The 13,574-nt window shown below is 43.4% G+C and carries 16 protein-coding genes; 10 read left to right on the top strand and 6 right to left on the bottom strand.

The features are described from left to right. Nucleotides 1–27: 27 nt before the first annotated feature. Nucleotides 28–339, bottom strand: a complete 312-nt coding sequence (locus tag ACED46_RS19950; protein WP_371722256.1) for a hypothetical protein — start codon at nucleotides 337–339, stop codon at nucleotides 28–30. A gap of 252 nt (nucleotides 340–591) precedes the next feature. Between ACED46_RS19950 and ccoN the strand changes: the two genes are divergently transcribed. The 10 genes from ccoN to uspE all read left to right on the top strand — a co-directional run bounded on the left by ccoN (nucleotide 592) and on the right by uspE (nucleotide 9,596). Then, on the top strand, nucleotides 592–2,025 hold the full coding sequence (ccoN, locus tag ACED46_RS19945) for a cytochrome-c oxidase, cbb3-type subunit I (protein ID WP_009846707.1): 1,434 nt from the start codon (nucleotides 592–594) through the stop codon (nucleotides 2,023–2,025). An 11-nt stretch (nucleotides 2,026–2,036) separates the two neighbouring features. Continuing rightward, on the top strand, nucleotides 2,037–2,657 hold the full coding sequence (ccoO, locus tag ACED46_RS19940) for a cytochrome-c oxidase, cbb3-type subunit II (RefSeq protein WP_017059643.1): 621 nt from the start codon (nucleotides 2,037–2,039) through the stop codon (nucleotides 2,655–2,657). A gap of 9 nt (nucleotides 2,658–2,666) precedes the next feature. After that, nucleotides 2,667–2,840, top strand: coding sequence for a CcoQ/FixQ family Cbb3-type cytochrome c oxidase assembly chaperone (locus ACED46_RS19935; RefSeq protein WP_004733679.1), 174 nt, complete (start codon nucleotides 2,667–2,669; stop codon nucleotides 2,838–2,840). Beyond that, nucleotides 2,840–3,814: a cytochrome-c oxidase, cbb3-type subunit III gene (ccoP, locus tag ACED46_RS19930; RefSeq protein ID WP_017063857.1), complete on the top strand. Its 975-nt coding sequence runs from the start codon at nucleotides 2,840–2,842 to the stop codon at nucleotides 3,812–3,814. Before ACED46_RS19935 ends, ccoP begins: the two co-directional genes overlap by 1 nt. Before the next feature lie 108 nt (nucleotides 3,815–3,922). After that, on the top strand, nucleotides 3,923–4,402 hold the full coding sequence (locus ACED46_RS19925) for a FixH family protein (RefSeq protein ID WP_017059641.1): 480 nt from the start codon (nucleotides 3,923–3,925) through the stop codon (nucleotides 4,400–4,402). A gap of 5 nt (nucleotides 4,403–4,407) precedes the next feature. Further along, on the top strand, nucleotides 4,408–6,780 hold the full coding sequence (locus ACED46_RS19920) for a heavy metal translocating P-type ATPase (RefSeq protein ID WP_371722255.1): 2,373 nt from the start codon (nucleotides 4,408–4,410) through the stop codon (nucleotides 6,778–6,780). Next, entirely contained in the window at nucleotides 6,780–7,016 is a 237-nt protein-coding gene (gene ccoS / locus ACED46_RS19915; protein ID WP_017059639.1) for a cbb3-type cytochrome oxidase assembly protein CcoS, read from the top strand. Before ACED46_RS19920 ends, ccoS begins: the two co-directional genes overlap by 1 nt. Continuing rightward, on the top strand, nucleotides 7,006–7,680 hold the full coding sequence (locus tag ACED46_RS19910; protein WP_371722254.1) for a sulfite exporter TauE/SafE family protein: 675 nt from the start codon (nucleotides 7,006–7,008) through the stop codon (nucleotides 7,678–7,680). Before ccoS ends, ACED46_RS19910 begins: the two co-directional genes overlap by 11 nt. An 86-nt stretch (nucleotides 7,681–7,766) precedes the next feature. Continuing rightward, a complete protein-coding gene (locus ACED46_RS19905) occupies nucleotides 7,767–8,513 on the top strand; it encodes an FNR family transcription factor (RefSeq protein WP_371722253.1) in 747 nt (248 codons plus the stop codon). Nucleotides 8,514–8,645: 132 nt separating this feature from the next. Further along, nucleotides 8,646–9,596: a universal stress protein UspE gene (gene uspE, locus ACED46_RS19900; protein ID WP_371722252.1), complete on the top strand. Its 951-nt coding sequence runs from the start codon at nucleotides 8,646–8,648 to the stop codon at nucleotides 9,594–9,596. Between the two features lie 103 nt (nucleotides 9,597–9,699). Here uspE and ttcA read toward each other — a convergent pair whose 3' ends face one another. The 5 genes from ttcA to ACED46_RS19875 form a co-directional block, all read right to left on the bottom strand. Further along, a complete protein-coding gene (gene ttcA / locus ACED46_RS19895; RefSeq protein ID WP_017059635.1) occupies nucleotides 9,700–10,593 on the bottom strand; it encodes a tRNA 2-thiocytidine(32) synthetase TtcA in 894 nt (297 codons plus the stop codon). Between the two features lie 320 nt (nucleotides 10,594–10,913). Continuing rightward, nucleotides 10,914–11,564 carry a DUF2987 domain-containing protein gene (locus ACED46_RS19890; protein ID WP_371722251.1) on the bottom strand — a complete coding sequence of 217 codons (651 nt, stop codon included), beginning with the start codon at nucleotides 11,562–11,564 and terminating at the stop codon, nucleotides 10,914–10,916. A 122-nt stretch (nucleotides 11,565–11,686) separates the two neighbouring features. After that, nucleotides 11,687–12,535, bottom strand: coding sequence for a glucosaminidase domain-containing protein (locus tag ACED46_RS19885; RefSeq protein WP_171733013.1), 849 nt, complete (start codon nucleotides 12,533–12,535; stop codon nucleotides 11,687–11,689). Further along, a complete protein-coding gene (locus ACED46_RS19880; RefSeq protein ID WP_017059632.1) occupies nucleotides 12,528–13,355 on the bottom strand; it encodes a hypothetical protein in 828 nt (275 codons plus the stop codon). The genes ACED46_RS19885 and ACED46_RS19880 overlap by 8 nt, the downstream gene beginning before the upstream one ends. A 35-nt stretch (nucleotides 13,356–13,390) precedes the next feature. Beyond that, the coding region (locus ACED46_RS19875) for a hypothetical protein (protein ID WP_371722250.1) at nucleotides 13,391–13,574 on the bottom strand (184 nt) is incomplete at its 5' end.

Below are 13,574 nucleotides of genomic sequence, written 5' to 3'. Positions count from 1 at the left end.
ATTAGTCAAATATGGCGTCGTTGAACCTCAAGCTGATTTGATCAACAACGCCGTTTGTAACAGCCAATTTGATGGTCCTTTTTCTTCCAGAATTCCGCTTTCATTATAGCTAATGATAAATTTGCCAGTTTTAGATGTTTCGATCGAATACCCTAGGTTATTGCTTGAAATTGAAATATTATGATTATCAATACCAAATTTACAAGGTTTTGAAACTATACAGTTTACTGTTTCGTTATTATCGTATGTTACTGTTCTCCAAGTAAATGCAGCTATTAAAATAACCAACATGACGATAATTTGAACAAGCCTGCCTTTTGTTAGCTTTTGTGCCGCCATTATAATCTTTACTCCTTGTTACAAAGTTCAAAGTTTTTAAATAAAAATCCAATTCCAGACCAAGCGTAAGGTTACTACTCTGTCATTGATTTGTTAATTCAAGTATAGTGTCGCGTTGAAAATGCCACTTTTTTTTAAAATCAGCAAGTGGAAATAAAGCCCTGAATAGGCTGAATTTCCTTTTCTAATTTGGGTGGCATTACGACGTGAGTCGTGTTGGAAGTAAAGTGTAGTAAATAAGAAATTGGAAGCATGCAAATGAGCCAAGAAAAGCAGCTTGAACAAAACTACAACTATACGGTCGTCCGTCAATTTACCCTAGTTACAATTTTGTGGGGTATTGTCGGTATGGGCGTTGGTGTTTTGATTGCCGCTCAATTAGTTTGGCCACAGCTAAACTTTGATACGCCGTGGTTGACGTACAGTCGTTTACGTCCCCTGCATACTAATGCGGTTATTTTTGCGTTCGGTACAAGTGCGCTGTTTGCAACATCATATTATGTTGTACAACGTACCTGTCAGACGCGTCTCTTTGGTGGCCCTCTCGTAGCCTTTACCTTTTGGGGTTGGCAAGCGATTATCCTGTCCGCTGCAATTACTTTACCGTTAGGTTTAACCTCTGGTAAAGAATACGCAGAACTTGAATGGCCAATCGATATTGCTATTACTCTTGTGTGGGTAGCTTATGCGGTCGTGTTCTTCGGAACCATGATTAAACGTAAGACATCGCACATTTACGTAGCAAACTGGTTCTTCGGAGCCTTCATTATCACGGTTGCCGTGTTGCACATCGTTAACAGCCTAGCTGTTCCTGTCTCTGCGTTTAAATCGTACTCGATTTATTCCGGAGCGATCGATGCAATGGTGCAATGGTGGTACGGACACAATGCGGTAGGCTTCCTATTGACAGCTGGTTTCCTAGGCATGATGTACTACTTCGTTCCTAAACAAGCTGGTCGCCCTGTTTACTCTTACCGTTTGTCGATTGTTCACTTCTGGGCTCTCGTGTCTCTGTATATCTGGGCTGGTCCTCACCACCTACACTACACTGCACTTCCTGACTGGACTCAATCTCTAGGTATGGTTATGTCTTTGGTTCTGTTTGCTCCATCTTGGGGTGGCATGATCAACGGTATTATGACTCTATCTGGTGCGTGGCATAAGCTTCGCTACGACCCAATCCTACGTTTCCTAATCGTTTCTCTATCATTCTACGGCATGTCGACTTTCGAAGGCCCAATGATGGCAATCAAAACGGTTAACGCACTATCTCACTACACGGACTGGACTATCGGTCACGTTCACTCTGGTGCGTTAGGTTGGGTTGCAATGGTTTCTATCGGTTCGGTTTACCACTTAGTTCCTAAACTATTTGGTCAAGAGCGGATGTACTCTGTATCCCTAATCAATGTTCACTTCTGGTTAGCAACGATTGGTACGGTTTTCTACATTGTAGCAATGTGGATCTCTGGCGTGATGCAAGGTCTGATGTGGCGTGCAGTTAACTCTGACGGTACATTAACTTACAGCTTCGTTGAATCTGTAGAAGCGTCTTACCCGTTCTACTTTGTACGTTTCTTAGGTGGTTTCATCTTCCTATCTGGTATGTTCTTAATGGCATACAACACGTACAAAACTGTTTCTGCACCTAAAGATAGCCTTAAAGCTATCCCTCAACCGGCTTAAGGAGATTTAGAATGAGCTCAAATTCAAATAATCGCCATGAGTTGGTAGAGAAGAATGTTGGCCTACTAGCGATTCTTATCGTTATTGCTATCAGTTTTGGTGCTTTAGTAGAAATTACCCCACTTATTTTCCAAAAGCAGACTACTGAACCTGTAGAAAATCTACGTGTTTACTCTGCTCTGGAAATGGAAGGTCGTGATATCTACATTCGCGAAGGTTGTAACGTATGTCACAGCCAAATGATTCGTCCTTTCCGCTCTGAAACTGAACGTTACGGTCACTACTCTGTAGCTGGCGAAAGCGTTTGGGAACACCCATTCCTATGGGGTTCTAAGCGTACTGGTCCTGATTTAGCGCGTGTTGGTGATCGTTACTCTGATGAGTGGCACCGCGTTCACCTTATCGACCCTCGCGAACTTGTTCCTGAATCAAACATGCCTGGTTTCCCATGGCTTGCTGAGAATGTACTTGATGGCAAATTGACTAAACAGAAGCTTGAAATCTTCCGTAATCAATTTGGTGTTCCTTACACAGACGAACAAATTGCTAACGCTAAACAAGATGTTGAAGGAAAAACAGAGATGGATGCAATCATCGCTTACCTTCAATCGCTTGGCCACGCAATGAAATAAGGAATAATTATGGACATTATTACATTTCAAAGTGTTTGGACTGTTACTGTTTTTGCTTGTTTCATCGGCATCGTTTGGTGGGCTTTCGGTAAAAATCGTAAGTCGCGCTTCGACGAAGATGCAAACCTAGTGTTCGCTGATGAAGCACCTGCGAAAGATAAAAATCAAGGAGTGACGAAGTAATGAGTACATTCTGGAGTATTTGGGTAACAGTAATCACAATCGGTACATTGATTGGCTGTGCAGCCTTACTTCGTTGGTGTTCCAACGATAAAACAGGTGTAGAAGAAGGTCAGGATATGGGCCATGAATACGATGGTATTCGTGAGCTTAATAACCCGCTACCTAAATGGTGGACATACCTTTTCGTTAGCACAATTGTGTTTGCAGCTGTTTATCTAGCTCTATACCCAGGCCTTGGCAACTTTAAAGGTCTACTAGGTTGGACGAGTTCAAACCAAACAGTTCGTAGCGTAGAAGAGTCTCGCTCTGCAATCGCTGCTGCGCAAGCAAACAAACAGTTAGACGCATACGCGAAAGAACTTGATGATGCTGACACCTACTTTGGTGAAGCTTTCAGAAAGCTAGCTCACGACGAAAACGGTCTACGTTCTGTCCCTGACATTGCATCAGATGCCGATGCAATCAAAGTGGGCCAACGTTTGTTCCTACAAAACTGTTCTCAGTGTCACGGCTCTGATGCACGTGGTCAGAAAGGTTTCCCGAACCTAACTGATGACGCATGGCTATATGGTGGTGAACCACAAGCTATCGTTACTACCATCATGCATGGTCGTGTCGGTCAAATGCCAGGTTGGAAAGACGCTCTTGGCGAAGAAGGCGTAAAAGAAGTAGTTAGCTACACGCTTAGCCTTTCTGGTCGTAGCGTAAACGCACGTGAAGCAGAGGCTGGTAAAGCGCGCTTTGTAGTGTGTGCAGCCTGTCACGGTACTGATGGTAAGGGTAACCCTGCTGTTGGCGCACCTGACTTGACTGACCGCGACTGGCTATTTGGCGATTCTCGCGCTGATGTGACGGAAACAGTCATGTACGGACGTTCTGGTGTAATGCCGGCTTGGAAGGACATCCTTGGTGAGGATAAGGTTCAGCTCGTCTCTGCCTACGTCTGGAGCCTCAGCAACTCAGATAAAGAGTAACATAATAATAACAGCCCCTTCTTAAGGGGCTGTCTTTCTTTTACAGTTATAACCTTAAGTGTTTGTAAAAATTAGTTTTATTTCATTGTATATATTGAGAATAATAATATGGAACAACCTTGGTATAAGCAGTTTTGGCCGTGGTTTTTGATCTTCCTAACCGTTGGCGTTTCTATGCTAACATTGGTTCGAGTCGCGATACTTACCAACCATTCAGTTAACGTTGTCACTGAAGATTACTATAAAAAAGGTAAAGGTATTAATGTCGACATTTCGAAAGTAAATGTTGCTAAAGAGCTTGGCTTATCAGCTTCAGTTAGCGAGAAAGGTAACTCAGTTATCATTACTCTCGACAAAGGCAAGCTAGACCACTTCCCTGCTATTAGCGCAATGTTCGTACACCGAACGCTGCCTGACCGTGATTTTACTCAGCTACTGACCGCTGATGCGAGAGGCAACTACACGTTGACTCTGGACCATGAAATGCAAGGTCCATGGTTTATCGAGCTTTCTCCGCATGATTCTGAATGGTTAGTGCAAGGTCGCATGAACTTCCCTATTGATACTCCTACTCAACTAACGAACTAAATCTTATGTGTGAATCCTGTTATCACTGCGGTGAAGATGTACCAGCGGAAACGGATTTTAAAGTAGAAATCTTAGGATCGGTGCGACCTATGTGTTGTCCGGGTTGCGAAACCGTAGCCCAGACAATCGTTGATAGCGGCCTGGTCTCTTACTACCAATATCGTACCGCTCCAGCTGAAAAAGCGGATCTCGTGCCAGAGCAACTTCTGGCACTCAGTCATTACGACAACGAAGATGTTCAATTGGAGTTCGTCCGTAACTCTGAAAACACCTCTGAAGTGACATTGTCACTAGAAGGTGTCTCTTGTGCTGCTTGTGCTTGGCTTATTGAAAAGCAAGTCTCTTCAAAGTTAGGGGTTGTTAGTATTCGTGTTAATACCACGACTAACCGCGCCCTGCTCAGTTGGGACAACACTCAGACGAAACTGAGCGAGCTGTTGTCTGCAATCCATACCTTAGGCTACAAAGCCGCACCTTTTGAGGCTGATCAACAAGAAGCCGCCTATCATCGATCGATGAAGAATTATCTCTATCGTCTTGGCATTGCTGGTTTAGCAACCATGCAGGTCATGATGCTGGCTGTTGCGCTTTATCTTGAAGTCTTTGGTAACCTTGAGCCCGAATTCAAAAGCTACTTCCGTTGGGTGAGCTTAATCTTTGCAACACCGGTTCTGCTCTACTCTGCATTGCCTTTCTATATCAACGCGTGGCGTAGCCTCAAAGGTCGAACATTGGGTATGGATGTACCTGTGTCGATCGCTCTTTTGTTTGCCTACGTTGCAAGTTTGGTCGCAACGTTGACAGAGAAAGGTGAAGTATTCTTCGAATCTATCTCGATGTTTACCTTCTTCCTACTGCTTGGTCGTTTCCTTGAAATGCGCGCTCGTCGTAAAGCCGCCGCTGCTAGTGGTAACCTGCTTAAGCTCGTTCCTGCTATGGCAACAACGTTAGATGGCGAACAAGTTCCAGTCAAAACCTTAAAAGTTGGCGACCAAATTCGCGTTCTACCGGGTGAGCACATTCCTGCCGATGGCAAAGTATTGTCTGGCAGAGTTCATATCGATGAATCGATGCTGACTGGCGAATCTATCCATGTGGTCAAAAACGAAGGCGATACTGTCTACGCTGGTACATTGAATGGTGATGAGTCGTTTGAACTGGAAGTGATGACATCAAAAGCGGATTCGGTGATTTCCAACATCGTTCGCCTGCAAGACGAAGCGCAACTGTCTAAACCTCGCATTGCAGAAATTGCTGATGTTGTGGCTCGATACTTTGTTGCGGTTATCTTAATCATCTCATTCGGCACTTGGTTTTACTGGCACCAAACACGACCAGAAGACGCTTTCTGGATCATGCTTTCGGTATTGGTCGCAACGTGTCCTTGTGCTCTGTCACTTGCAACACCGACGGCGATTACCTGTTCCACTTCTCGCATGGGTAACTTCGGTATTTTGCTGCGCAAAGGCCACGTATTCGAAACCTTGTGCAAAGTAAATCACTTGATCATCGATAAAACAGGCACATTGACTGAGGGTGATATTCGTATCAGCCAAGTTGAAACCTTCGCTGAACTTGATAAAGACACTTGTCTCAAAGTAGCGGCGAGCCTGGAACAACACGCTAACCACCCTATCGCTAAAGCGTTCAAGTCTCATATTTCAGATGATATCGAAGTAGAGTCTGTCAATAACGTAATTGGTTCAGGTATTACTGGTGAGTGGAATGGTCAAGAAGTAGCAATCGGTAGTAGTGAATTCATTCTAGGTGAAGCTCAACCATCGGAAAGCAACGGCATTTACTTGTCGATGGCGGGTCGTCATATCGCTACATTTACTTATGAAGATCCAATCCGTAAAGAAAGCATCGAGTTTATTAAGCAATTTAAAGAAGCGGGCATCAAAACAACTCTGCTTACTGGCGATTCTTTGATTAACGCGAAGCCTGTTGCTGAAGAGATCGGTATTACTGATATTGTTGCTAACGCGAAACCTGAAGATAAACTTGCTTACCTGAATTCTCGAGATGCAAGTGACATCACAATGATGGTTGGCGATGGTATTAACGATGCCCCTATTCTTGCGGGTGCTCACCTTTCAGTTGCTATGGGCGGCGGTACCGATGTGGCGAAAGCCTCTGCAGATATGGTGTTATTGGGTGATAAGCTCGATAGATTACTTAAGTCGCGTACTTTGGCATTAAAAACGCGTAAGATAATCCGTGAAAACCTAGCTTGGTCATTAGGATATAACTTACTTATCCTTCCATTGGCTGTCGCGGGTTTGGTTGCTCCATACATTGCCGTTGTGGGCATGTCTGCCAGCTCTATTATTGTTGTGTCTAACTCGTTAAGGCTTTTAAAAGAGCAAGGTAAATAATGGAAAGTTTATACATTCTGATCCCCATTGCGATTGTACTGGTGTGCATCGCTGTTGGTATTTTTCTATGGGCGGTGAAGAGCGAACAGTTTGAAGACCTAGAACGTCAAGGTCACAACATTCTGTTTGATGAAGACGAAAAGGCTCACAACCATTCTGATAGCAAACCTGTCAAGAATGAGAAAGCTAACAGCGAAAGCCAAACTAACGTAGACAAAAAGAACGATGACGCCTGATTGGATCGGAGCCTTTGTTGTTGGATTGATCGGCGCAGGCCATTGCATGGGAATGTGTGGTGGTATTGCGTCGCTTCTTTCGATTGGCAACAGTAAACCTTCCCCTGTTATTCCCCTACTTTATAATCTAGGACGCTTGCTAAGTTATGCCGTGATCGGCGGTGTGATTGGCGGTGCGATCTCTACAATAGGTCAGCTAAGCGATTTTAACGCTCTGCTGGGTTGGCTGCGATTATTTGCTGCTGGTTTCATGATCGTCTTAGGTTTGTATATCGGTAAATGGTGGTTCGGTTTGTTGTTCTTTGAAAAAGTCGGACAGAAGCTATGGCGCTATATCTCACCTTTAGGTAAATCATTTCTACCCTTGAAGCACCCTAGCCACGCTTTGCCTTTTGGCTTTATTTGGGGTTGGCTACCATGTGGCTTAGTTTACTCAATGCTCACGTGGGCGGCGGTATCAGGAAGTTGGTACAACGGTGCAGGTATCATGCTTGCTTTCGGTTTAGGTACGCTTCCAGCAATGCTCACAGTAGGTATGGGCGCTAATTTCCTCAAAAAAATGCAACAAGCTGACTTATTTCGCCAATTAGGCGCAATTTTAATCCTCCTTTATGGTTTCTATACCGGATATATGGCATTGCAGCTCATTATTTATACCGTATAGGCAATCTTTAAATCCGGTTTTTTTACTACCCAATTGGATAAAGGAATGCTAAAATATTGACGTATATCAAATAGTGAAAGATTGTTATGATTTCTGAAAAGCCTGTGACGAAACGTGTTCAGTCTGGTGGCTGTGCGATCCATTGCCAGGATTGTAGTATTAGCCAGCTCTGTATTCCGTTTACTTTGAATGAATCTGAACTCGATCAACTTGATCAGATCATTGAGAGAAAAAAGCCTATTCAAAAAGGCCAAGAGTTATTTAAAGCCGGTGACGAGCTTAAATCTCTATATGCTATTCGCTCTGGAACGATCAAGAGCTACACGATTACTGAGCAAGGTGATGAGCAGATTACTGCGTTCCACCTAGCGGGCGATCTTGTTGGCTTCGATGCGATTACTGGTGACCAACACCCTAGTTTCGCACAAGCGCTAGAAACTTCTATGGTATGTGAAATCCCATATGAGATTCTTGATGACCTATCAGGAAAAATGCCTAAATTGCGTCAGCAAATTATGCGCCTGATGAGTAATGAGATTAAAGGTGACCAAGAAATGATTCTGCTTCTTTCTAAGAAGAACGCGGAAGAGCGCCTTGCTGCATTCCTTTACAACCTTTCTACTCGCTTTTCTCAACGTGGCTTCAGCCCGCGTGAGTTCCGCCTAACGATGACTCGTGGCGATATTGGTAACTACCTTGGTTTGACTGTTGAAACAATTAGCCGTCTTCTAGGCCGTTTCCAAAAAGTAGACATCTTGAGCGTTAAAGGCAAATATATCACTATCGAAGATCACGATGCGTTGATGGAACTTGCTGGCGTTTCAAAAGAATAGTCTAGATATCAATGATGTAGTTCAATAATGAGCTACATCATGTTTCTCTCTTAAAACCTCTTATATTTCTCTTAATCTCTCCATAACTACGCTACATTATTTATATGTTCGGTCTGAAAAGTAGGCTTAGTTATGAGTATCTATAACAAAATTTTAGTTGTCGCAGACATTAATCACGATGAGCAACCTGCTCTAGTTCGTGCTATCCAACTTGCTAAGAAAAGCACCTCAACAAGCCACATCACTTTCTTTTTGTCGATATACGACTTCTCGTATGAAATGACATCTATGCTCTCTATCGATGAAAGAGACGCAATGCGCAAAGGCGTAATTCATCAACGCGAAATTTGGATGAATAAAGTCGCAGAACCTTACCTAGATGATTCTATTGAATTTAATGTACAAGTGGTTTGGCACAACCGCCCATACGAAGCGATCATTGCCGAGGTTTACAGTGGTGAGCACGACATCTTAATCAAAGGCACGCGTAAGCACGATACCTTGGAATCTGTCATCTTTACTCCAACCGATTGGCATTTATTGAGAAAGTGCCCTAGCCCAGTGCTATTGGTTAAAAACGATTTCTGGCCAGATCACGCGAAGATTTTTGCTTCAGTTCATGTAGGTTCTGAAACAGAAGCTCATTTAGAGCTTAACGATACGATGGTCGACAGATTGCTAGAGATCACCGGTCGTTTGAATGCGGAACCGTTCTTGGTGAATGCCTACCCTGTGACACCTGCGAATATTACCATTGAACTGCCAGAGTTTGATCCAACGTCTTATACCGATGCGGTTCGTGGCCATCACTTAACGGCAATGAAAGCATTGCGCCAGAAGCACGGTATGTGTGAAGAACAAACTGTGGTTGAACAAGGCTTGCCAGAAGATGTTATTCCTCGCGTCGCTTCTGAAAATAACGCTGCGATGGTGATTCTGGGTACAACGGGTCGTACTGGCTTGTCTGCCGTGTTTATTGGTAATACCGCGGAACATGTTATCGATAAGATTAACTGTGATGTGTTGGCTCTTAAACCGTCTGGTTACGTCAGCCCACTAGACCCTAACCTTTCGAAAGGTTAGGTCAGGGATAGTTTAACTTATAAAAAAACGCCTCAAGCATTGCTTGAGGCGTTTTTGTTTGTCTGTTGTAGGCGCATCTATTGCTCTACAACGATTATTCTTATTATACGTTCGTTACGTCGATGAACATTGACTCATCAATGTTTGAAGATGAAATTTCAGCTTCTTCGAATTCGTACGCTTTGCGGTCTTCACTACGGTCTAGTGGAAGGTTAACGAAGTCAAACAGCTCGCGGTCAGCCAGTTGGCTTGGGCTTACGTTTTGGATTGACTTGAAGATCTTCTCAACACGACCAGGCGTTTTCTTATCCCAATCAATTAGCATCGCTTTAATGTTCTGACGCTGTAGATTCTCTTGAGAGCCACATAGGTTACAAGGAATGATTGGGAACTCTTTATGTTCTGCGTATTTGATTAGGTCCGTTTCACGACAGTAAGTCAGTGGACGAATAACAACGTTACGACCATCATCTGAACGAAGCTTTGGTGGCATAGCCTTTAGGCGCGCACCGTGGAACATGTTTAGGAACATGGTCTCAACGATGTCGTCTAGGTGGTGACCCAGAGCGATCTTAGTTGCACCAATCTTCTCTGCGAATGAGTACAAAGTACCACGACGAAGACGAGAACATAGGCCACACGTTGTTTTGCCTTCTGGCACTTTCTCTTTAACCACTGAATACGTATCTTTATCTACGATGTAGTAAGGAATGTTCAGCGTTTCAAAATACTCAGGAAGAATGTGTTCAGGGAACCCAGGTTGTTTTTGATCTAGGTTTACTGCAACAACATCAAATTTGATCGGTGCTGCTTCACGTAAACGTAGCAAAATGTCTAGCATCGCAAATGAATCTTTACCGCCACTAATACATGCCATTACTACGTCATTCTCTTCGATCATGTTGTAGTCGATGATGGCATTTCCAACATTTCTTCTCAGACGTTTCTGAAGTTTGTTGAATTCAAGTGTTTCTTTTCTATTATCGTTTTGGTTCATTGCGACTCTCACACCGTCGTATTACCGACTGTAGATTGCTAGTGGGACTGTTTTAGGGCGTGGATTATACGGATTTTTATTTGATGTTGAAATAGTAACGGTAGGATAAACAAGCTGAGTAATAGAAAGATTCTGCTTTTATTATTCGATAAGCTCTCTAAACGGCAGAGAAACGCGGCTTCACAAGCTCTCGGTTGGTATCATAGATAAAGAAAAGCAGCCTGATCTTATTCGATGAGGCTGCTTTAAGATATGTCGCAAAAACTTAGGGGGATGATTTCGCTAAGTTTTTACTTCACTAACAATGATTCTGTTAAAAATTATTGCGCGGGAATGTACGGCAATACGCGAACTGTTGGTTCTGGCAACGTGATGCTGTCACTTCCATTCAGTTCTTCTAAGGTGAATTTCGCACGTCCTTCTTTGATTGGTAGTTGCTTGCCATTTGAAAGCTCGATGTTGCCTTCCAGCTTATTAGCGAACTCTAGCGTTAACCCTTGGATATCTGGCGTGAACCAACCAGAGAACATACCGCTGACGTCTTCAAGCATCGCCTGCATCTGTGGCAATAGGTTTTCTATCTGTGCAACTTCTACTGTGCCAGCTAAAGGCTCTTGAGTCATCACCACAAAAGAATACGCACATTCCTGTTCTTGAGTTTTTACAAAGATAAGAGGGTTTGCTGAGCGTAGGTTTTGATCTACCGGTAGAAGCAGTTCATTGGCCGGAGAGACTTTTAGCTCTTCGTAGTGCTCTTCTTTTTCCATCCAAGCTTTGCTGATGTGACAGGTTTGCTGAGCTTGTTGATCAACAAAGAAGACCGCAACTTTGACATCATCATGCCCTTCTTTGGTGTTGTTTTTCAGCTGAGTATAAAGCTTAGAATACGTGAACATGTATTCTTGCGCTGAAGCAGGAAGAGAAACCCCAAGGCTTAATGAGGCTAATAAAGCGAGTGCTGTCTTTTTCATTATTATAATCTTGTCGAAGTTGAGCGTTTATAAATAGAAAGAGCAGCCAATGAGCTGCTCTTTTTGTGATATTACTGGTATAAGCCGACTATCGAAGGCAACCAAGTTGGTATCAAAATGAGTTACTTTTTCCAGTATACCTCGTTGTGACGGATCATAGCTTGTAAATCAGTCACATAGTCGGAACCTCGCTCAGAATATTTTAACAAGCCATTGGTGAGCTCTGTCGCCGTTGCGGTTGTTAAAAGATCATCACCTTGCGCATCAAGTTTTGCACGAATCACTCTTAGATCGGCGTAAGCACGATTACGATTAAGGTTCATGAAATACCGATGTACGGATTCTTGGCTTGAAGAGAATGTGGCGACTTCATGCGAGCTACCTTCGTTACGTTGTAGCGGAACAAGGCCACAACCTTTGGTGTAACACCAGTGTCCGAAATAGTTGTTCGCTTTGGTGGCGAAACGCGACGTTCCCCAAGCTGACTCATTCGCTGCTTGTGTCAGTACGAGCGCTTCTGGCAGTACATTGACGCGATTAAGCATCTCTGTCAGCCATGCCTGATCTAAACCTTCACTAGGCACAGGTAAGCTGTATAACTTCCCTAACCTTTTCGCATAAGATGCGTCTTCAGAATCAATTTTGTTTAAACCAGACTCAGAGAGCTTAGTTAAAAACGCGCGCTCTTTGGTGATACGTTTGTTTTCAATATTGATGCTTGGACGTAGGAACGAAAAAAATGTGTCCTTTTTCTCGTTCACATCTTCGATGGCCGCAAAGTTTGGTGTGCTCGAAGAAACCGTCAAGTCACCAAATTGGTCAGTGGAATTGGCGCTCTGCTCTGTCGTACGTCGACGCTCCTCTTCTTGGTAAATATAAGGACCAATTAGTGAAATAGAGCCAACAAGAGCCAGTGCCGTCACTTTAAGCGCAAGTGATTTGCTTGCGCTTGTCTGTGTTTCTTTATGCATCGAACACCTGTGGGTTTTTGTTATTGTCGTCGTTATTGCTGTCGTTGTTATCGTCATCACTCTTTGGACGATCTGAAGCAATCAGTTTCAACTTGATGCCAAACATTTCACGGTAAAGGATACCTTTCACGTGGAAGAAGAATGGAAGAACGAAGATTAAGCCAATGCCGTACATCATTGCCGCGACGATGAACATCAGCATTACTAATAGGTAGATAGAAGCAACGGTGAAGATTTTTTTGTTGACAGCACGCAGAGAAAGCAGCAGCGATTGCATTGGCGGCACTTTCTTATCACAAATCAGCAGAATCGAATGGCTGAACGCTAGTGAGAAGTAGATAGACAAGAACGGCAGAATCATACCTGCGATGCCTTGAAGCATTAGGCTAAACAAAGTCACTAGAATAACCGGAACCGTAAACTGCAAACCTTTACCGATGTGGCGTACTTTGGTTTGTAGGCCAGCGGCGTGACTCATTGCCATTAAACAGATACCCGCATAGATAGGCGCACTGATCACTTCATAGCTAAAGTTCGCGATAAAAATCGATTCAACGATTTGTGGCGTAAACGACTCTGGGTCGATAACTGCATCTAAGATAACCGCGGGATCACCAAGCTGTAGTTTTAGTGCGATATAAAAGATAGCGAGCTGCACAAACATCAAAGCAATAATCGCTGGGGAAAACGAAAGAAAGTGACTTATCGTATGTTTCCAAGCTTCTTGGAATACAGCCGTTGCTTTGAGCTCATAATCGCCAGAAAGTGCACGGTTGATACTACCGCCCAAATTAAAATCTTTTTCGATGTCGTTGTTCATATTGATACCTAGGTGTGCCGATTAAGCGAAGCCACCTAACTTATTGATAAAAAATTACCTTCATTATACTCATATGTCGGATACAAACTAAAATATGAATCTGTAACAAGGCTTGCTTTTGCGTCTTGATGGTTAATAATTAGACACTTGTTAGGGTGTAAACCGGCGTTGTTGATCAAATCAGCTTGAAGATCAACGACACCATATGTAGCTAGCCGT

The sequence above is a fragment of the Vibrio sp. 1S139 genome (assembly GCF_041439475.1).
Classification (GTDB): Bacteria; Pseudomonadota; Gammaproteobacteria; order Enterobacterales; family Vibrionaceae; genus Vibrio; species Vibrio crassostreae_C.
This window is presented reverse-complemented; position numbering and strand designations above follow the sequence as displayed.